The 20901-nt window shown below is 45.8% G+C and carries 13 protein-coding genes and 2 pseudogenes; 6 read left to right on the top strand and 9 right to left on the bottom strand.

Features of this window, described 5'->3' with window-relative positions; genetic code table 11:
- Positions 1-344: 344 nt before the first annotated feature.
- The 5 genes from CIK89_RS03295 to CIK89_RS03275 are packed head-to-tail and all read right to left on the bottom strand — an operon-like array spanning position 345 to position 11429.
- Complete coding sequence (locus CIK89_RS03295; RefSeq protein ID WP_371593207.1) at positions 345-2705, bottom strand: BamA/TamA family outer membrane protein; 2361 nt, start codon at positions 2703-2705, stop codon at positions 345-347.
- Positions 2706-2714: 9 nt separating this feature from the next.
- Positions 2715-7364 (bottom strand): translocation/assembly module TamB domain-containing protein, encoded by a 4650-nt coding sequence (locus CIK89_RS03290; RefSeq protein WP_094390016.1) that lies wholly within the window; start codon positions 7362-7364, stop codon positions 2715-2717.
- A 57-nt stretch (positions 7365-7421) separates the two neighbouring features.
- Positions 7422-8111, bottom strand: a complete 690-nt coding sequence (locus CIK89_RS03285; protein WP_094390015.1) for an RluA family pseudouridine synthase — start codon at positions 8109-8111, stop codon at positions 7422-7424.
- A 12-nt stretch (positions 8112-8123) separates the two neighbouring features.
- On the bottom strand, positions 8124-8774 hold the full coding sequence (locus CIK89_RS03280; RefSeq protein WP_094390014.1) for an HAD family hydrolase: 651 nt from the start codon (positions 8772-8774) through the stop codon (positions 8124-8126).
- A gap of 30 nt (positions 8775-8804) precedes the next feature.
- Positions 8805-11429, bottom strand: coding sequence for a 4-alpha-glucanotransferase (locus tag CIK89_RS03275; RefSeq protein WP_094390013.1), 2625 nt, complete (start codon positions 11427-11429; stop codon positions 8805-8807).
- Between the two features lie 105 nt (positions 11430-11534).
- Between CIK89_RS03275 and mltG the strand changes: the two genes are divergently transcribed.
- From mltG to CIK89_RS13800, 6 genes and pseudogenes are all read left to right on the top strand, one after another.
- The gene (gene mltG / locus CIK89_RS03270) at positions 11535-12560 is read left to right on the top strand and encodes an endolytic transglycosylase MltG (protein ID WP_094390066.1); all 1026 of its coding nucleotides are present in this window, start codon (positions 11535-11537) and stop codon (positions 12558-12560) included.
- Positions 12561-12565: 5 nt separating this feature from the next.
- A complete protein-coding gene (locus CIK89_RS03265; protein WP_094390012.1) occupies positions 12566-13300 on the top strand; it encodes a tRNA 2-thiocytidine biosynthesis TtcA family protein in 735 nt (244 codons plus the stop codon).
- A gap of 163 nt (positions 13301-13463) precedes the next feature.
- The gene (locus CIK89_RS03260) at positions 13464-14636 is read left to right on the top strand and encodes a hypothetical protein (protein WP_094390011.1); all 1173 of its coding nucleotides are present in this window, start codon (positions 13464-13466) and stop codon (positions 14634-14636) included.
- A gap of 18 nt (positions 14637-14654) precedes the next feature.
- Positions 14655-15527: a nucleoside phosphorylase gene (locus CIK89_RS03255; protein WP_094390010.1), complete on the top strand. Its 873-nt coding sequence runs from the start codon at positions 14655-14657 to the stop codon at positions 15525-15527.
- A complete protein-coding gene (mnmE, locus tag CIK89_RS03250; protein WP_094390009.1) occupies positions 15528-16880 on the top strand; it encodes a tRNA uridine-5-carboxymethylaminomethyl(34) synthesis GTPase MnmE in 1353 nt (450 codons plus the stop codon).
- Between the two features lie 315 nt (positions 16881-17195).
- Positions 17196-17510, top strand: a pseudogene (locus CIK89_RS13800) (helix-turn-helix domain-containing protein); the annotation flags it as partial.
- Positions 17511-18635: 1125 nt separating this feature from the next.
- Here CIK89_RS13800 and CIK89_RS13440 read toward each other — a convergent pair.
- The 4 genes and pseudogenes from CIK89_RS13440 to CIK89_RS03230 form a co-directional block, all read right to left on the bottom strand.
- Positions 18636-18776: pseudogene (locus CIK89_RS13440) on the bottom strand (Y-family DNA polymerase); the annotation flags it as partial.
- Positions 18777-19415: a LexA family transcriptional regulator gene (locus CIK89_RS03240; RefSeq protein WP_094390007.1), complete on the bottom strand. Its 639-nt coding sequence runs from the start codon at positions 19413-19415 to the stop codon at positions 18777-18779. It abuts the pseudogene before it with no gap.
- A gap of 142 nt (positions 19416-19557) precedes the next feature.
- On the bottom strand, positions 19558-20151 hold the full coding sequence (locus CIK89_RS03235; RefSeq protein ID WP_094390006.1) for a hypothetical protein: 594 nt from the start codon (positions 20149-20151) through the stop codon (positions 19558-19560).
- Positions 20148-20648, bottom strand: a complete 501-nt coding sequence (locus tag CIK89_RS03230; protein WP_094390065.1) for a hypothetical protein — start codon at positions 20646-20648, stop codon at positions 20148-20150. Before CIK89_RS03230 ends, CIK89_RS03235 begins: the two co-directional genes overlap by 4 nt.
- Between the last annotated feature and the right edge of the window lie 253 nt (positions 20649-20901).

Here is a 20901-nt window from a genome sequence, read left to right as displayed (position 1 = left end):
TAGAAACGTATGATTGGTTGGGGGGGATGTTGTATCTTTGCAACGTGGTTCAAGAGAGAATCACTCATCGCACAAAACATTCCGTCCGCACACAGACGTGGGCAACTTCTAAGTAAGTCACCAGTGAATCCGCACTAAGTCCCAATATTGAGCGGACAATGATGGGACAAAGTTGGGAGAAACAAGGAACAGAACAGGAGAATACCACGATGTGGGAATGTGGAGAGCGAGAAAATATCACATCATGAAACAGCAAAACCCGAACATATCCCGATGATAACCCGAACGCACAAGGAAGCATCCTGCGTTAATCCAGATGGCCGAACAATACCACTTCCGAGAAATCAGAATGGATATCCGATAGCAAAATGGAGGGTCTGGTTCTTTTTGAAACCATCAACATTGTAGATACCACCCTTGCCCGTATCGTAAGGCACATGAATACCGATACCCCAGTCGAGACGCAACACAATAAAGTCGAGGTCGTAGCGCAAACCAAGACCCGTGCCGACAGCCATCTCACGAAGCACATTCTGAATCTTGAACTTGGTGGTGGCATAAGGAACTGAAGTGCCATAGTTGTCGCGGACATTCCAAACATTACCAGCGTCAAGGAATACAGCACCATAGAGGCTACCGAAAAGATTACGGCGATACTCAAGATTGCACACCAATTTGATATCACCATTCTGCATCAGATAGGACATGGCTTTATCCTCGATGCCAGGGAAGCTGCCAGGACCTATACCACGCACAGAAAAGGCACGGATGCTATTGGCACCACCCACATAAAACAGTTCGGTATTGGGCGCCCAGTCGGTATTTCCGAAGCAATAGAGCACACCCGCGTTGACATGTCCCAACAACTGCGAAGAAGCATCAAGCGTCCATATTTTGGTAAAATCCGTTTCGATCTTGACAAACTGCGAATAAGGATTCTTGAAAAGTTTCTTCTCTCTCTCGTTCCATTTCTTACCAAAGGCAAGAAGCGCCAACGAAGTGAAGTTGCCCGACTCAGACACCGTGGCGGTCCATCTCACAGGATGACGCAACGTAGAAGGACTGGTATAGGTATAGCTATAGCGCATCTCTGGCACGAAATAGTCTTGCATGGTGGCACGGAGATAGGGATTCTCTTCCATCACCTTGTCAAACTCGGCGGTATGGCTATTCATAAACTGGTATTTCACCGTAAGCGGCGAGAACTCATGTTTGCTGGTGGCAGAGGTCTGCCAGTTGTATGCCCACTTACCACTCACAATATGCATCTTGTAATAGCCAGGCCGACGGATGGTATTGCTCGACACCTTGGCAACGGTAGAGGGTGTTGCGTAGAACCGGCGAGGAAGGCGCACCGTGCGACCGTCGGGCAGCGTATAGCGTTGCGTGCTATTACCGCCAAAATATGGTGCAATAAGGCGTGGAAACTCTATGCTCGCATCAAAGCCATACTCGTAGTTGCTCATGCTGGAACTGCTGTTGGTAGCCCACTCATAGGATCCATGAACCGACAGATCTATCTTCTCGCCACCATGGAAGGCATTGCGACGCACCAGTCCAAGTTTGACCTCTGGTCCCACGCGACCTATCGCACTACCATTGAAATTGGTTTCGATATACGAATCCCACGGTTTGTCGAAGGTGCAATTGAGTGTCAAGTCCAGCGTATCGCAAGAGGGCGAATTGTCACGCGGCGTAAACTGAAACTCGGTAGAGGAAAACAATCCCATCGCATTGATTTTCTGGGCACTCTGCAAGTAATCGTCATAGCTATAGAGCTGGCGCGGACGAATTTTCATATCGGCTATAATGACACGCGGACGAACCGGTGGGCGCCGACCGGCATAACGGATGGTCAAATAGCGGTAAACCATAGAATCGGTAAATGCCTCATTATACGTTTTGCGCATATTGATATTCACACGACCGATATACCACTTGTGACGGGCCTGAGCTGGTGTCTCCTCTGCCAACTGGAAGCGCAACTGCACCTTACCGTCCACAGCAAAGGTGTCTGCCAGATAAGAGGCGTAGCTGGGCTGGTAATAATAGTAGCCATTATTGCGGAGCAGATTGCTGATTCGGCTACGCTCCCCATCGAGATTAGCCACCACGAAAGGATCACCCTTGCGCACGATAGCAGAGGCTGATGTGGCATGGATCAGGCTGTCTGCCTCACGGTTAAATCCCACATAACGCACACTATCTAAGGTGAAGAGATGACCGAACGACACATCATAGCCGATCTTGGCTGTTTTCATGTTGTTTTGCTGAACCACTTCTGCGTCAACATCTCCATGGAAATAACCATGATTGCGCAACACACTTTTGGCAACCTGTGCACGCAACTGAGGATTGACCCACGACATGAGGACAGGCTGTTTGCCAAACGTCTTATTCATCCAATGACCAAGACCAGAACTGTCGGCAGAAAAAGCATTCCATACCGAAAGACCGAAGGAGAAAGGAAGGCGATGATAGCTGCTACCCAATATCGCGCCATTAGGAGCTGTTGCCAGGGCTGCGTCTATCTCTTCTCTTGTAGCAGAATAATTATCGTTCTCTTCATAGTCGGTATAGTTGATTTTCGTTAATCCGATGAAGAGCTGGTCGTCGTCAGGCACACCCTTGGTCATACTACAGGCACTAATCACCACAGCACCTGTCAACAGATAAATGTATCGTTTGATTGTTGAATGCATCATAATCGAGAATTATTTGTTAAGCTTCACCACCCTCACGCTATCACGCTTCAGGCTATCGGTACGCATAGGCGTTGGTGGAACATATAGGGGCGTATTGCCACTACGGAACCGGATGATATCGCTGAAGGTCTGCAAGGTGCGCCTCCATACGAATCCTGCGCCATACTTCTGGGTGTAACCGTCAAGCCAGTCATAGGCATTATTATCATAGAAGAAGGTCACGTATTTATTGGCGCTGTCGTCCAACCGATATTCCAACGTCACATTGTCAAATACTGACTCTGTACCATTCTGATACTCACTACCCGACGACACCTTGCCGCCCACTACCACTTTGAGGCGGTTGTTCCAGAAGCGCTTGGCAAACTTAAACGAGTAGTCTGTATGCATATTTCCTGCGGCATCTGTAGAATTATCAAGACCGAAGGAGAGATCAAGGGTGCGCAAGGCATTACCCGTAATCTGGTTGATTTCGGAATTGAGGAACGAGCTGAGGGCTGAGTTCATCGAGAAAGCATTTGTATTACCTTCAGAGAGATACATACCCGTGGTGAGCATGGAAACGGCAAGTTTGCCACGACGTTCCACACTCATGGCCTGCAACTCACTATGAAGCTGCATGTCTTCAGGCGCATCAAGGGTAAACTCAAGACCCATATCGTTGAGCGTACGGGTGATGATAACACCACAAGTGAAGTCCACGCTCCTACCCACTCCATTACTTCCCGTCACGGTAGCCTTGGTTGCTTCTGTTGCCGTGATATGAAGAGTGGGATTCATCATGTCGCCCGTAAACTCAATATACGATCCATCCTGGATAACAAAAGTCTTGAGCGGAATAACGGGCAACGAGTATTTCATCTCACCATTACTCAAGGTGTATTTACCCGTCAGTTGCAGATTGTCGGCTGGATTATAGGTCATGCGCAACGTGCCGCCACCCATCAAGTCAACATAGTTGGAATGGTCGGCATTAAGATAGGCTATCACGTGTGCGCCTTTCGATACTTCCATCGTCAGATTCATATTGAAGCCTGCCAGGTCTGGGCGATTCACCACGGTCTGCGTTGTATCGCTAAAGTCTGTAAACTTCACCAGTTCGTCAAGTTGGTTGTCGGTAGAGAGTGGCGAGTCACGCAGAATGTAACGCATATCTGTAGAACCAAGTACGTCAAGTTTTCCACGCATCGTGAGATTGGAGAGTTCGCCATTCATGCGACCCATGAAATTGACAAAGGCTTTACCATACGCCTCACTCCTACTATTCTCCTTGGCATCAATAATCTGATAGTTGGCGGCTCTCATACGCATATCAACCGTGATATGGTCAAGGTCTGAGAAATTGACGTTTCCCATGATGGTCAACGGATTGTCGTTATGGGCATAGACGTTAAAATTCTCAAGCAACAGGTTGGAGCCTACGATACGCACAGGGTCGTCGTCGAAGCGCAATTTCATGCCGTAGGGCACGCTGACAAGATAGGAGTTCTCAAGCATCAACTCTCCATTCACCTGGGGTTTGTTGAGAGGACCCTTTATCGTCAGTTCCCCTTCTGCGAAACCCTCAAGACCGGCAATCTGGTTGGGTACGAAACCATTAACCAGTTCGAGTGGCAGACGTTGCAACTGCAATACAGCATCGAGCGAACCTTCACCGGCATTATAATAGGTTCCTGTCAATACGCCGATCTCCTCGTCGTCTTTCATCAGACGCGCCTCAACGGCATGGGCATCGTCTTCTTTCTGCAGATATATGATTTCGGAACTTATATCGCCCCATTTACAACCCTCATAAGCCATGTCGCTAACAGCCACACTTCCCACGACAGAGAAACGACCGGAAGAGTGTTGCACCACATGATAGTCGCCTTCCATCAAACCGCCCAAACGAGGAACATAGGGAAGAACGGCTGTGATGCTGGCAAGGTTGAAGCGGTTCATGCTGACCGTAATGTCTTGCAACGCATCAGGATCACTCTCTGTAGAATAGACCTTCACACCCGTGCCATCATCGGCAACAAGATTGATATCGGCCTTCACCTTATTGTTGGCTCCAAGGAATATATAGTTGTCTTTATTCAGCGAAAACTCCTTATATCCCAAAGTAGGACGATCGGGCAAGAGATGGATACTAATGCCGCTATCCACCATCTCTGCCTTGGCTCCAAGACGCAAGCCCAACTGGTTTTTGTCGTCATAGAAACGAAGACCTACCGAGGCACCACGCTCCTGAACAACACCATTAAACAAGGTATTGAATACAAACTGCGGGTTGCGCTTATTATTGCGAACCTGTCCATGGAATGCCAACTGGTCTTTATACTGTAGGAGTTTCAAATTGATGGTATCCAGACGCGTACCATCATAGACTAACGAATGGATATAACCATCGCCGTTGATGCCTTTTTGAGGCGAAGTCTCCAAATCTAAATGCAAATTCTTGTAGTCGATATGTTGACCTGTACGCAACAGATTGGCTATGGGGTTGTCGCTCTGACTCTCCACATGAAGACGCATAACAGGCAACAGACTGCGTATGGCAGACTGATCGATAACCTTATGCTCCATCTGCGATATAATCGAACCGGAAACCTGTGTCAGCGAGGCTATCAAGTGTTCATAACTACCTGAAGCGTTAAGTTTTAAGTTGAGGTCGCCACATTCCAAACGGGCTTCTGTAGTATCGGGATTGAGATTGGCAAAAAGGGTGATGTCGCGAGGACGATAGACACGAGAGGAGTCGCGGATGGTAAGGTCGTTGAAAATACCATTCACATAATGCGTGGTTTGCAGATTACTGCTGGCATCAATATGTCCACAGAGACCTATCACAAGAGGATTATCGACCATGCGCAAATGGAAAAGGTCCAGACGCTGCAGGTCGGTTGTCAGAGTGGCTTGAAGACGTTTTTTATTCATCAACGCATCGAGCGTGACAATACCCGTAGCCAACTGGTTTCGGCTGTCCACCTCAACATGGGCTACGCCATGGCGCAAGTCAAGCGTGGCCTGTGCCTTATCGAGAGTCCAAGAACCATATCCCAGGCTATGCAACTGCACCTCTGCCTGCGCCATAGTGCGTGGTGAGAAGAAATCGGTACCATGACCTTTCACCTGGACATCTGCTGACAACGTATAAATGGAGTCATGAGGCATGAAGTGGTGAAGGTTGAGTTGGCGCACCTGCAGATTTGCCGAATAGGACATATTATTGGCATTCAACGCACCTTTCGCCTTGACAGTTCCCCGACCCTCACGGAGGGTGACATCGGCTGCATAACGGGCTGCATCTGCCTCTAACAAGCCGTTGGCTCTAATACCATTGGGGATGCGGTAATTGCGTTGGATTGCCTTAGGCAACAAACCGGTAATAAAGCCTATATTTCCCGTCTCTGCCTGGAAACGGATTTTGGAGCGTAGCTGAGCGGGAGTGTTGAGATTGGCTACAAAACCTGTTGCCTTGGCATGGAAGGCGGTCGGAAGCGATACGTCAATACCGGAAAAATCCATGTACATCATATTACCCGAAAGCACTCCTTTTACAGTAAGCGGACTGTTGGGCCATTGTCGCTGGAAACTCTGAGGCATCATGCCCATGAAGCGCATCAGGTCTTGTTTTCCCAACTGAGCATTCAGACGCAAGCGAAGTTTCTCCGTCGAACCGACATCCATAATCGAGAACGGAAGGTCGAGGGCTACATCAAGATCTGAATCGGGAGTCTTCAAACGGAATGATGGCAACCGCAACATGCCATTGGCCATCATCATCCTGCCATTCATCTCTGTAATGGCGAGGCCACATTTTTCCTTGACTTTCAACTCGCGGAAGGTCATTCGCAACGTTGGATCATGATAGTAAATGCTGTCTATCCCGATATGTATCTGGTCGAGGGCCAAATGGTTGTAATCAAGTCCATCGACAACAGGTTCGAAATTCTGGTCGTAATGCAGATTTCCCTTCGTCCAGTCAACCGATTGCACCATATAGGTTTGTGTGCCCAGATCGATATCTGCCTGACGCACACAAAGATGTCCAAGGTGGGCATCCACACTCATAGTATCTCCGGGCATATGAAAGGCTACCGAGGTCTGGTGGACAACAATACTGTCTGCCATGATTTTCCAACGGTTTTCAGAGGTCGTCGTGTCCTCTGGAACACTATCGTTAAGAGCGATATCCAACCGGCCGTCTTCCAGTCTGGCGCCATTCAGTTCCATAGTCTCATCATCAAGGTCTATCCCCCGACTGGTGACGGAGAATCGCCCAATTTCGCCCTTCACACGGGCTGCGGCTATCATTCCCAAGGTATTGACTTGCGCACGATTGATTTCCAATTGACTGATCACCACACGGTTGTCTATCAACGGAAAAAGTTGCACATCCACCACCGTGCGATCAACACGCATCAACGTGTCTGGACGTCCGGTAACAGAATCTATTTGAACCACCTGCATGCCATCAACTCCGAGATCAAGGGGGAAGGAAAGGTTCACGTGGTCAATAGTAATGGTGAGGCCCGTCTTTTCCGAAGCAACCTGCGCAACCTTGTCCACCACCCAATTTTGAACAGGCGGCAGATAAATCAATACGGTCAAGATAAGAAACAACAGGATGGGGCTCAATAGAATGCCCATGATCCACCAAAGTGCTTTCTTCATATATGGTTCTTTACAAAATGTAGTGCAAAAATAAGCGAAATATTCTGAACTACAAGGCTATTTGTCGAAAAATGCAATATTATGCCAGATTTTATCGTCTGGTAATGGAGAGTCGAGGACTATTTTCTGTTTTGACACAGGATGGATAAATTCCACATGATGAGACAACAACGAGATGCTTCCATCTGGATTACTACGCTTTGCACCATATTTCAAGTCTCCACGAATGGGCATCCCCAAGGTGGACAACTGGCAGCGTATCTGATGATGACGTCCTGTCAGCAACTCCACTTCTACCAGCTGATAACGTTCGGTCTGACCGATGGTACGGTAGCGTAAGACAGCCTTCTTCGAACCGGGTACCTCACGATCGTAGGCATACGATTTGTTTTGCTTCTCATTGCGAGTCACCCAATGGGTGGCGGTAACAAAAGTGTTGGAAGTCACAGGATTGCCTGAAGGTTGAACCAAAGCCCAATAGGTTTTATGAACCTCACCCTTGCGAAACATTTCGTTAAGTCGTGATAGCGCTTTAGAAGTACGGGCAAACACCACCAATCCGCTAACAGGACGGTCAAGACGATGGACCACGCCAAGAAATACGGCTCCTGGCTTCTGGTATTTCTCCTTGATATAGGCTTTTACGGTTTCTGCCAATGGAGTATCACCCGTTTTGTCACCTTGAACGATCTCGCCGCTTTCCTTATAAACGACAATAATATGGTTGTCTTCGTAAACTACTTGCATGGGAATGTGGGATTAGTCTTCTGCTATTATTTCCATTGGATGATTGACAAACGTAGTAGCACCATATTCTATGAGGAAATCACGATCGCGGAATCCCCACAGCACACTAATACAAGGCAAACCGCTATTGCGAGCGGTTGCAAGATCCACATCACTATCACCTACATACACAGCATCGTCTTTGCCGACACCCAGCAGGCGGAGTGCTTCTTCTACCGTATCAGGAGCTGGTTTCTTACGAATGCCTTCTGCCTCATGTTCTCCTACAGCCACAGGAATCTCTGGAAAGTAATGAGCCACCAACTCACGGGTAGCAGCATAGAACTTATTGCTCACCACAGCCATGTTATTGCCTCGTTGGCTAAGCGCATGGATAAGAGCGGATATTCCCTCGTAAGGTACTGTGGTGTCGAGTGAATGTTCCATATAATGCTTGCGGAATGTGGCAAAACATTCCTCAAACTGTGGATTGCGGGCTCCATCTGGTATGGCACGCTCCATCAACAAACGGACACCATTACCTACGAAGCGGCGAATGGAATCTATGTCGTGTTCGGGCATAGCGAATTGTCGGAGTGCATAATTGGTAGAGGCGGCAAGATCATTCAACGTGTTGAGCAAAGTGCCGTCAAGGTCGAAAATATATGTTTTATACTGTTTCATATTCTTTGATTATTCAGGGATATAACGATATTATTCAGGATTGTAACGATGGCTACGTTTCACCATGGTCAGGATTTTATCATTCAGCCTATCGGCTTGAAGCAACTGATCGATGGTGATGTGCATACGATAGTTCCAACAATGAGACGGATCTGATAGTGTATTGATGCGCTCATCCTGCGGACGCGAACGACGGAGTTCGCCATCCATAGCAAGCCAATCCTGTAGTTGCAAGATGCAAAGCATCGAAGGACAATAAAGGTGGCGGGCTATAATCTCTTCTGCCAAGAAGGCTGGCAACTGTTCGGGAGCCCTACCCTCTTTCTGCAACATGGTGATATAGTAGCGTTGGCGACGTTCGGGATTGTCCTGCCACCATAGTCGTAACGGAGCCATGTCGGGAGTAGAAATGGTGGCTACCGAACGATAGGGATTGGCTTCGAGATGGGCAAACTCCAGCCCATGCTGTTTGGGCATCTGTTGCACTTCAAGCGAGAGAAAGCGCAAGGTATCGAGTACTGACGACACGCTTTCGGGCTGTTGACCAAGATCATCACCACATACCAACATCCGGCAATGGTCAGACAGTTCAGCAAGTCGGCGAGTTGCCAATTGTCCCCAATAGAAGGAATGGCGTTGACGAAAATAATTGTAATAGAGTCGCAGATAGGCTTCTTTCTCATCGGCATTAAGGGCATCGAAAACGGGTTCTTCTACGGCCTGCATCCGAGGATGATACATTTCTTTCTGATCATGGTCCTCGACAAAAAGCACATTGGCGATCAAGCGCAACAGCCCGTCACGAATCCATAGGCTGTTCTCATCGTTTCTGCCACAGAATGCCTGCACAACTTTACGTTGGGTATTAAACTCTGGCTTGAGTTCATAGAGTTGATAGGCCAAAGCGTTCAAGTAATGTTCGCGAACATAGTCTGCATGAATACCAAACGTTTGACCGATAATATGATCGTTGATGAAAGGACGGGTAAAAAGATCGTGACGGAAATGAAGTCCAAAATATTCTATCTCATCAACAGTCAGAGGCAACGAGGGAATATAATGTCCTAATCGGGCATCAACGGCATCATCTGGCAATTCCCATTGGCAGAAATAGCCTACGATATGGTCTAACTTGATGGCTCCGAAATATTGCGTCAGGTGACGGAGGCGCTTCTGCAACCATTCTTCAATATGATGTTGACGCGAATCTCCGTCTGTGGTCCATTGATAAGTAGGCGACTGCCAGTTCTGCCCCTTCGTAGTAGAATGGTCTGGCGCCCCCCCCATTTGTCCGTCCAAACGAAACAGCTCTGGATATTGTCTGACATCTACACTCTCACGATGCATACCGAGAGGAAGGTCTCCTTTCAAGACAACACCTTTGGCACGGCCATAATCGGCTGCTGCTTTCAATTGGCTATGCAACAGATACTGCACATAGCAAACATAATCGTAAGGTTCACCACGATAGTCGGCATAGGGCTTGAGCCACTCACTCGCACTTGCCACAAATGCCTGACAAGAGGCTGTAGAAAGCGTTCGCTTGCCTTGCTCTGCAAAGAGTTGACGGAGATAGTCTGTCTTTACACAATCCACGGCTTCGTAATCAACTGTGGCTTGCGCATTAAGTTCCTGGCGGCGGCGCATAAACTGCGTCATGGCGGTTTTTGAACGGAGCGTTCCTGCAGCATCAAGATCTATATAATGTGGATGAAGGGCAAAACCGCTAATCGGTTTATACGGGCAGGCGTCTGGAGCATGATGATTGGTTGTAGTATCAAATATTGGCAACAGTTGTACAACATTCATTCCGGTACGTGCCACCCAATCCATAAAATGTTTCAAATCGCCAAAATCACCCACACCATAAGAGTGTTCGCTACGCAAGGCGGCAACAGGTATGGCAACTCCTGCGGCACGCCATAGTTTTTCGGGCAACCGCAACTGTTCACCATACATCACATAGACTTGACCATCCACCAACTCCGTCTGCTCTACCTGGCGGTTATCTCCTTCTTCCCAACTAACGATACTATTGGTGGCATCATCTACCACGATATATTTGTATTCCAAAGGCAGAAACATGCCGACAGCATTGATGGTCAACATCCATTCATGCTGACCCACATATTCCATACGCAGGAAACGACTGGGATTCCAGCTTCCCATGGAAGGGTGGCTGCCACAAAGTGCTACCGACTGTCCTAAACGCAACTGGGGAGCAGAGACACGAAACATCAAGGTCTTACGATACAAAGGGAACACACGAGCCTCAACCTCTTGACACAAGGGTTCGTGCCGCGTTACCGCACAAGCATCGGTATAAAGATGATAAAGCAACGGACGGTCACGCCATTGGTCGCAGAACTCATAGTCTTTGGCAGTATCGAAATGGTAGCAACGGGCTACAAGATTCCATTCCCGACGCTGTACAAAACCTTTGGAGTCTTCCACATGATAGGCATATACGATATGGGAAAGAGGATGTTGGCGCGACTCCAAGACTGAAGTCTCCAACAACCACCATTCACCATCATCTGTCTTCATTTCAAGGTGATGCTGCCGCACAGTTCCGTCTTTGCTGCAACAGTTTAAAACTACACAGAGACGTTCACCCCATGATGTCGCATATTTGATTCTGAACTTGAGTTTCATCTTTACTATCGGTTTTCTGGGCAAAGTTACAAAATAAATTCGGATTACTTCTCACGATTATATTTTTATTTGTACCTTTGCAGTTGAAAAAAACAGCTTATTATGATGAAGATTCAAAACAATAAGAAATTTCTCTACCCCGCTTTTGCAGGTATGGTGATTATCGTGGCCCTTGTAGCCTACTTCTTTTTTGCCTCTGTATCGGCACAAAAGGATACATATTATATATACATCGACAAAGACGATACGCAAGATTCTGTTTTTGCCAAGATACAACCTCAGGCTTCGCCTATGGCGATGGCAGGACTCAAGACGCTGCTGCGCCACACCAGCTACAGCAAGCATGTACGGACAGGACGATATGCTATCACGCCAGGAGAAGGCGCGCTGAAATTGTTCCGCAAACTGAGAAACGGACAGCAAGCCAGCCTGCGACTGACCATTCCTGAAGCAAGAACAATGGACAGACTGGCAGCACAGCTCTCCAAGAAACTGATGCTTGACTCTACCACTATTGCACAAGCTCTTCTGTCTGAAAAGACCTGCAACAAATACGGCTATGATACATGCACCATCAGCGCCATGTTTGTACCCGACACCTACGAAGTGTATTGGGACATCAGTATCGATGCCCTGCTCCAACGTATGCAACGCGAACACGACCATTTCTGGAAAGGCGAACGAACCGTTAAGGCTGAAGCCAGAAACCTCACGCCAGTACAAGTGGCTACCTTGGCAAGCATCATCGACGAGGAAACAGCTAACACAGCAGAAAAGCCTATGATAGCAGGTATGTATCTGAACCGGCTCAAGAGCCACATGCCCTTGCAGGCTGACCCTACTGTAAAATTTGCACTCAAGCAGTTTGAGTTGAAACGAATATACAACAAACTGACTCGCTTCCAAAGTCCCTACAATACTTACATCAACGAAGGTCTGCCCCCTGGTCCCATCAAGATAGCATCGATTAAAGGTATAGATGCCGTACTTAATGCGGTCAACCATGACTATCTCTATATGTGCGCAAAAGAGGACTTCTCAGGTACCCACAACTTTGCGAAGACCTATGCTGAACATCTCAAGAATGCAGCACGCTATTCAAAAGCACTCAACGAAAACGGCATCAAATAAAGCCAATGCCCATACCTACGGATGAACAGCGGCTGGAACGCAGACTGAAAAGTCAGTTTCAGAAAGCCATGACACAATATCACCTCATCGAAGATGGCGATAAAATACTCGTAGCCCTGTCAGGAGGAAAAGATTCTTTGTTCCTATTGGAAATGTTGGGAAAACGAGCAAAAATACAACGTCCACACTTCGAAGTGGAGGCGATACACGTGAGAATGGAAAATATTGCCTACGAGAGCGATACCAAATATCTGGAAGACTTCGCACAATCGGTAGGAGTTCCACTCCATGTCGTGACAACAGCATTCGATCCTACAGTCAATCCTCGCAAACCAGCTTGCTTCCTGTGCTCATGGAACAGACGTAAGCAGATTTTCAATCTCGCACAACAAATAGGATGTAACAAAATAGCATTAGGACACCATCAGGATGATATTATTCATACTGCACTCATGAACCTATCGTTTCAAGGACATTTCTCCACTATGCCAGCCTTGCTACGCATGAAAAAAATGCCACTCGCCCTGATCAGACCGCTATGTCTCTGTCGGGAAGCTGACATCAAAACCTATGCAGAACAACACAACTATCAGAAACAACGGAAGTTGTGCCCATACGAGAAAGACACCAAACGGGCTGAAATAGCAGACCTCTACAAACAAATGGAAAGCATCAACCCAGAAGCACGCTACTCCATCTGGAACGCCCTTGAAGCCGAAGAAAAACTCACAGAGTATTAAATCCGAATCAACAGATTGATACCGAAGAAGAATACCGCAGAATGACAAAACTCTGATTTCGGTTAAAATATATTAATATCCGTGACGACATTCGCCTTTCATCAAGGAATTTCGTAATTTTGTTATTCATTATTATTTAGAAATTAATTAGAAAAAGCCACATATGAAACTACGCAGCCTGACTATCATCCTGATGCTCATGATAACAATCATTGGAGCAGCACAGAAACGTAAGCAGACACCCCGCCACAAGACACAGGTGTCTCCTGAGGTGGCAGCATGGCAAGAACGGCTTGACAGAATGACCATGGCGACACAACGCATCATGGTCATCGATAGTATTGTGGTCGATAAAAACGACTTCCTACAACACTATTATCTCAATCCAGAAGAGGGACACATCGACTCCTACAGTCATTTCTTCAACACCCAGCAACAACCTAATGCCTATGTCTATCTTAATGCCATTGGTAACCAATGCATCCTGTCACAAGAAGACGAAGATGGAATTATCAATCTCTATGAAAGCGACAAAGAAGGCAATAAATGGACTAAACCAAGATTGCTGCAAGGCGTCAACGATGCAAAACAATTCTTCCACGTCAACTATCCCTTTATGATGCCTGACGGCGTTACCCTATACTTCGCAGCAGAAGGTGACGAAAGCTTAGGAGGTTACGATATCTTCGTGACGACATACGATACGGAAGAAGACAGATTTCTGACACCAGAGAATATCGGAATGCCTTTCAATTCTGAAGCAAACGACTATATGATGGTTATCGACGAATATGATCGTATCGGTTGGTTTGCCACAGATCGAGGACAGGAAGATGGCAAAGTGTGTATCTATACTTTCGTACCATCAGACGTCAGACAGACCTACGACCCAGAAACCTATTCCAAAGAACAGATCACAAACTTCGCACGAATTACCGACATCACAGAAACATGGGTGTCGCCTGATATAGACCAAGCGCTCGAACGACTTGAAAAAGCCAAGGCAAGACAAAAGAAAAATACAGATAATGAAGAATTCACCTTCGTCATCAACGATGATGTGGATTATCACAAACTGTCTGATTTCAAAGCGAAAGGTAATGCACAACGCTACCTACAACTGGTAAAATTGCGGTCTCAACAGACTGCACTCCAGCAAGCCATCGAACGGGTTAGAGAGTATTATAGTGGTGCAACGGCTGATGAGAAACGAGAAATGGCGCCCGAAATCATTGCTACAGAACAACAACAGCATCAAATACATATAGAGATCCACAACCTCGAAAAAATAATCAGAAACGAAGAAAACATTACTCTTAGAAATACTCAAAAATAAGAAGAAAGGAGAAAACCTATGAAAAGAAAATTCCCAGAATCAGAACTAATTATCAACAACGATGGATCATGCTTCCATCTACATCTACGCCCCGAACAACTGGCAGATAAGGTCATCCTTGTGGGTGACCCCGGAAGAGTAAATACTGTGGCTAACCACTTCGATACTAAAGAATGTGAAGTGAGCAGCAGAGAGTTTCATACCATCACAGGCAACTATAAAGGAAAACGCATCACAGTACAATCAACAGGTATTGGATGCGATAACATAGACATCGTGGTTAACGAACTCGACTCGTTGGCTAATATCGACTACCAAACACGAGAAGAGAGAGAAGAACATCGCACCCTGACACTCGTACGCATCGGAACCTGTGGAGGTCTCCAACCCTTCACACCTACAGGCACATTTGTTGCATCGGTAAAGAGCATCGGTTTCGATGGACTGCTCAACTTCTATGGCGGACGAAACAATGTGTGTGACCTTAAAATGGAAGAAGCGTTCAAACAACACATGAACTGGAATCCACTATTGGGCGCACCATACGTGGCACAAGCCGATGAAGAACTTATCGACCGTATCGCACAAGATGACATGGTACGCGGATATACTATCGCCTGTGGAGGATTCTACGGACCACAAGGCAGACAACTACGCATCCCCTTGGCAGATCCCACACAAAACGAGAAAGTTGAAGCCTTCGAATACGATGGCATGAAAATATGTAACTTCGAGATGGAGTCGAGTGCATTAGCAGGACTATCGTCGTTGCTCGGACATAAAGCCATGACCTGTTGCATGGTCATCGCCAACCGCTATGCACAGAAGATGAATACTGAATACAAAAACTCCATCGACACACTTATCGAAAAAGTACTCGACAGAATATAAATGCAAAACGACACAATCTGCGCGCTCGCCACTAAGACGGGAGGCGCTTTAGGAATAATCAGAATCTCAGGAGCACAAACTCTTGAGATTCTTTCCCATATTTTCACCCATGACCTTACAAAGGCGCAGGCTAACTCTATCGTCTATGGACATATCGTCAACCATGATGAAGTCATAGATGAAGTCCTCGTTTCCGTATTCCGAGCACCTCACTCTTACACAGGAGAGGAAAGTGCAGAAATATCATGCCACGGAAGCCAGTATATCATCAACAAAGTCATAGAACTGCTTGTTGCACAAGGATGCCGCATAGCACAACCGGGCGAATATACACAACGAGCCTACCTTAACGGAAAACTCGACCTCTCACAAGCAGAAGCTGTAGCTGACCTTATCGCGGCAAACAACAAAGCAACACACCACTTGGCCATGAGCCAACTGCGGGGAGGTATCTCCAACGAATTGTCAAAGCTGCGCGAACAACTGCTACGACTGACTTCACTACTGGAACTCGAACTCGATTTCTCTGACCACGAAGACTTGGAATTTGCCGACCGTACCGAATTACTGCAACTCGCCCAACATATTGAGAGTCATATTCAAAAGTTGGCAACATCGTTTCAAATGGGACAGGCTATCAAACAAGGCATACCGGTGGCCATTGTCGGAAAAACCAATGTAGGAAAATCCACATTACTCAATAAACTGTTGAAAGAAGAACGTGCTATCGTTTCCGATATCCACGGAACAACACGCGATACCATTGAAGACGTGATGACCATCAATGGAGTACAGTTTCGTTTTATTGATACTGCTGGCATCCGCCAAACCAACGATGCTGTTGAACAGATAGGTATCGAGCGCACCTATCAAACCATAGACAAAGCTCGTATTGTACTCTGGCTCATCGACGCCACACCCTCCCAAGAAGAGTTCGAAGACATGATGAACCACATCAACAACAAGGCCTTGATTCTCGTCTGCAATAAGTCCGACCAACAAGCCATTACCTTGTCAGAAGATGCCTCACGCTTCCCGCATATAGCCGTTAGCGCCAAGTTCGGCATTAACATAGAAGCGCTGGAAAGCCTCATCTATGAAGCAGCCCAGATTCCCGAAATAAAAGAGTCGGATATCATCATCACCAATGCACGACACTATGAGGCATTACTCCATGCCCAAAACAATCTGAGCCGCGTCATCGCAGGACTTAACAACCAACTGTCTGGTGACCTCATTGCTGAAGACCTCCGCCTCGTCCTTTCCGACTTGGCAGAAATCACCGGACAAGGCCAAATCACTCCCAACGAAATACTCGGCAATATCTTCCAGCACTTCTGCATCGGAAAGTAGCCCTGTTTGAACAAACTTGAACATTACGGAACATTTATGAATAAGTGCCTCATTTTGAGGCACTTTTGTTTTTTAACACTTTGAACAAACAATTTGCTATTCCGAAATATTCCAACTAATTTTGTATCGTCTTTCTACCGCGACACTCGAAACGGCTTTCTCAGTCACTCCCTTTTGACATTGAAGACACAAGCGTGAGACGCTGTGAGAAAATGCCAAATGACATTGAGGGTACAACCGTGAGACGCCATGAGACGTGGTGAGACACAATGATACACTTTAGGAGAAATAAATAGCACCAACGTTTGTAATACAATGGAGATTAAAAAGCAATGCCAGTACTGCGGATGTTCCTTTATTGCGCATAAGATGACCACAATCTATTGCTCAGCTTCGTGCAATAACAAGGACTACAAAAGCAAGATCAGGGAAAAGCAGATAGCAGAGTACCAGGCACAACATCCAACCCCATCACCACGAGTCGTGAAGCCAACTTCAACGGCTAAGGAATTTCTAACTCCTACTGAAGGAGCAAAGCTTCTCGGAATAAGCAGAGCTACTTTCTATAGGAACATGCGCGAAGGTACGATCAAAGCCGTTCAGATGCGTGGGAAAACCATCATTAGAAGAAAGGACATTGAATTTTTGTTTGACAATCCACCTGAATACAAAACACGTTCGCTTGACCCTAAGATGAAGCAAAAGCATGAATACTATACCATGAGGCAGATTGAAGAAAAGTTCAAATGTTCAAAGAAAGCTATCAGAACCAGGATTGAGAAATTTAACATCCCAAAGATTTATCAAGGCAGGAACACCTACTTTGATAAAGCCCTTGTTGACCTTCACTTTGCCGAGCTTATAGCAGAGTTTGACAGGAGAGACTATTATACAATAGATCAGTTGGAGGAGAAATTCCAGATGAGCCACCAAGCAGTTCTATCCTTTGTCCAGCGAAACAAGATTCCTCGCATCACTCAAGGAAGAAGCGTTTACTACTCCAAGGTTCATGTCGATACGTTCAAAGGTGAACGAGAGAAGGTTGATCCGAATTACTATACCTATAGTGAAATCATGGAGAAATACAGCTTCAGCAAAGATCAGGTAAGTTATTACATCCACAACTATGACATACCAAACCATAAGCACGGTCGCTTTACGCTGGTAGAGAGAATGGTCTTTGACCGCATCATCAAAGAGCGTATGGAAACCAACTCTCTCGCAAAGGAGAAAGAACGCAGAGAACAACAGCCAAAAACATGCGTTGTCCCAGAAGGCTACCTCTCAGTTGCACAGATAGCGGAAAAGTACGGAGTTTCACAGAAACATGTTACTGCCAAGACCAGAGAAGGCAAAGTTCCGAAGCTCGTGATAAAGCATTTCAACTACTACAATGAGGAAGCCATAGAAGCACTCTTCAATCGAGATCCTGAAAAGTTCGAGGTGCCAGAGGACTATATTACTGCAGAACAGGTGGCCAAGAGATTCAAGGTCACAGTGCACTATGTGCATAACAGAACACGCACTGCTAACACGCCAAAGATAACCGTTAAGCATGTTAACTTCTATGAACTAAAAGCAATAGAAGCATTGTTTGGCAAGAATGAGGCAAGTCTGGAACTCCAAGGTGATGAAACAGCAGAGTGGCTGACTGGTGAACAAGTTGACCAGATGCTCAACTCAACCGTTGTGGCAAGACGTACTTTTGTCTCACGTCACAAGATACCAAACAAGAAGGAATATGGAATTACCTACTATTGCCTTTGCCTCTGGAGTCAACGCAACAATGCACCCATCGTTGTTCGAGAGAACACAGACGGGTTTACCTTCAAGTCCAGGATGGAAGACCTTTTCCACAGAACAGAAGAAAGAGTTGCAGTCAACGAGAGAGTACATTTATTTGTTATGTGGCTTGTGAATGATGTAGGTAACAGTTCCCCAGATACTGAAAGCATCATCTTCAGTAACCTTTATCTCAGGATAATCGGGATTGGCAGGTATCAGCCATCCTACTCCATCACGTTTCTCAAAACGCTTCAAAGTGTATTCGCCGTTCAGTTCACAGACGGCAACCTCACTTGGAGAAGGATTACGATTGCTCTTATCCACGATAACAATGTCGCCTGAATAGATGTCGGCATCTATCATTGAGTTACCTTCTACTCGAATGAGGTATGAAGATTCAGGATAAGGACAAAGCATTTGCAGAAGTTCAATGCTCTGAGCCTTCTCGTCGTTATCCAAAGAAATAGGAAAGCCGGCAACAATGCCAACGTCAAAGAAATGCATCTTCATTTTCTTGACCATCGTTGCAGGATAGGCAGTACCTATCTGTGAGAAGTATGGCTCTGATTCCATCATGGAACGATCTATGCACTCCTTGATGAACTCCGTCCTTTGCTCCTGGGCATCGAGAAATCTGGCAATTTCCCCCGAAGCTCGGAATGTGTACAGTTTACTTCCCTCCTGTTTACGAGGTCTTCCTGCCCCAGGTCTTGCACCGCCTCGACCTGATTTTTTATTCTTTTCTGCCATATAAATCAAATTTTGGTGAAAGGTACTTATTTTAATTGAATACCGTATTACATTATTCATAAAATTAAGATTTATAAAGCAAAAAGACCATATTTACCAAGAGCAGACGGCAAATATGGACAATAACAATGTTTTTTTAACATTAATCAGTTGAACAAAGTTTTTTGTAATATTCGGTAAATTCATCTGGCATATGAGTCTTAATATACGCCAATTTATAACAAATCATTGCACGATTTCGGAAGAATTTCCTGTTTGAGAGAGAATGCTGACGTAATTCAATCTCGTGAAGAACTATCTTAATAGCAGATTTGTAACGTTCCTTCTCTTCCTCAGAAAGAGAATCTATGTAGGCAATGATTTCTTCCTTCTGTTCTTTCCACAATAAGATGCCGTGAGTATCACTAAGGATTTCCTTTACCCTCTCCATTTCTGTGAACCTTGGATATGTAAATGGTTGTATCTTCTGTATTTTCAGATATGTATAGATGTACGGATTAACTGCCAACCCATGGCTAAGTGCGATTGTTGCTGTTAATTCATCCATATCCTTAGGCTTAATCTGGAGAAGGTCATACTTGTCCCATTCGGATTCCATCATAAAGATACCGTCTGTGTCTGCTCGTTGAAACAACTCAAACGTAGCAACATCATCGAACGGAAGATTATTTGCGTCAAACTTGTCAGCAATAAAGGCGAGCATCTGCTCTGCCTTCTCCTCTGTCATCCTTTTCATGCGCGTGTCCTTTCTATGATTATATACAACTTACTGAACTTTACTATTGGGCGACCAAGGTAGGTTGAAGTGTTATAACCATTTGCTTTTGCCCAGTCGATTATTTGGTTTCGGTATTCTTCAGGATAATAGATAGTAAGCATCTTCTTCTCAACCATCTCGCTCCATGTAAGAGGAATACCAATGTTGTTGATTTCATTGATCTGTGCAATACCAAGAGCCACTGCTGTAAGGCTTTTCGTAAAATCGCCCTTCTCCAGAGTTGGAACCACCGCAAAGTATTGCTTTACTCCATCAACAAGTGATTTGATAGCGAGCAAATCCTGGGCAAGTTCAAGTTCTGCAATGAAGTCCACCTCTGCATCAATAAGCTGGTTAAACATGTCATCTTTGTGACCGAGTTGTTTCAGTCCCCAGTGTGCCTGAAAGCGGAGGGTCTCAACTGCACTCTTCTTTGCATGTGATTCAGCTTTCTTCTGATTCTTTTTCTTTGCCATACTTTGTATAAATATGATTATTACTATTACTTTATACGATGAGATTTCTTCAAAATCGGTCATTTTTCAGTCTTCTCTGCAAAATTTCCGCAGAACATAGGCAATTTTTGCCTGTTTTTGCCGTTAATTTAACGTGAGTTCGACGAAATATAAGTGTCTAAAAATTTGGTGATTAGCGAAAATTGTTGTAACTTTAAGGTGCTAAAAAATCAAAAGTTTACAAACAATAATCGCTATGATCACCGAGGACAAA

Origin of the sequence: Prevotella sp. P4-119 (assembly GCF_002251345.1) — a bacterium.
In the GTDB taxonomy this organism is placed as follows: Bacteria; Bacteroidota; Bacteroidia; order Bacteroidales; family Bacteroidaceae; genus Prevotella.
Note: the sequence above shows the minus strand (reverse complement) of the source record. Positions and strands in the feature narration are given on the sequence as shown.

Coding starts and splice junctions, on each gene's coding strand:
- CIK89_RS03295 (WP_371593207.1), bottom strand. CDS start 2,705: ATGATGCATTCAACAATCAAACGATACATTTATCTGTTGACAGGTGCT.
- CIK89_RS03290 (WP_094390016.1), bottom strand. CDS start 7,364: ATGAAGAAAGCACTTTGGTGGATCATGGGCATTCTATTGAGCCCCATC.
- CIK89_RS03285 (WP_094390015.1), bottom strand. CDS start 8,111: ATGCAAGTAGTTTACGAAGACAACCATATTATTGTCGTTTATAAGGAA.
- CIK89_RS03280 (WP_094390014.1), bottom strand. CDS start 8,774: ATGAAACAGTATAAAACATATATTTTCGACCTTGACGGCACTTTGCTC.
- CIK89_RS03275 (WP_094390013.1), bottom strand. CDS start 11,429: ATGAAACTCAAGTTCAGAATCAAATATGCGACATCATGGGGTGAACGT.
- mltG (WP_094390066.1), top strand. CDS start 11,535: ATGAAGATTCAAAACAATAAGAAATTTCTCTACCCCGCTTTTGCAGGT.
- CIK89_RS03265 (WP_094390012.1), top strand. CDS start 12,566: ATGCCCATACCTACGGATGAACAGCGGCTGGAACGCAGACTGAAAAGT.
- CIK89_RS03260 (WP_094390011.1), top strand. CDS start 13,464: ATGAAACTACGCAGCCTGACTATCATCCTGATGCTCATGATAACAATC.
- CIK89_RS03255 (WP_094390010.1), top strand. CDS start 14,655: ATGAAAAGAAAATTCCCAGAATCAGAACTAATTATCAACAACGATGGA.
- mnmE (WP_094390009.1), top strand. CDS start 15,528: ATGCAAAACGACACAATCTGCGCGCTCGCCACTAAGACGGGAGGCGCT.
- CIK89_RS03240 (WP_094390007.1), bottom strand. CDS start 19,415: ATGGCAGAAAAGAATAAAAAATCAGGTCGAGGCGGTGCAAGACCTGGG.
- CIK89_RS03235 (WP_094390006.1), bottom strand. CDS start 20,151: ATGAAAAGGATGACAGAGGAGAAGGCAGAGCAGATGCTCGCCTTTATT.
- CIK89_RS03230 (WP_094390065.1), bottom strand. CDS start 20,648: ATGGCAAAGAAAAAGAATCAGAAGAAAGCTGAATCACATGCAAAGAAG.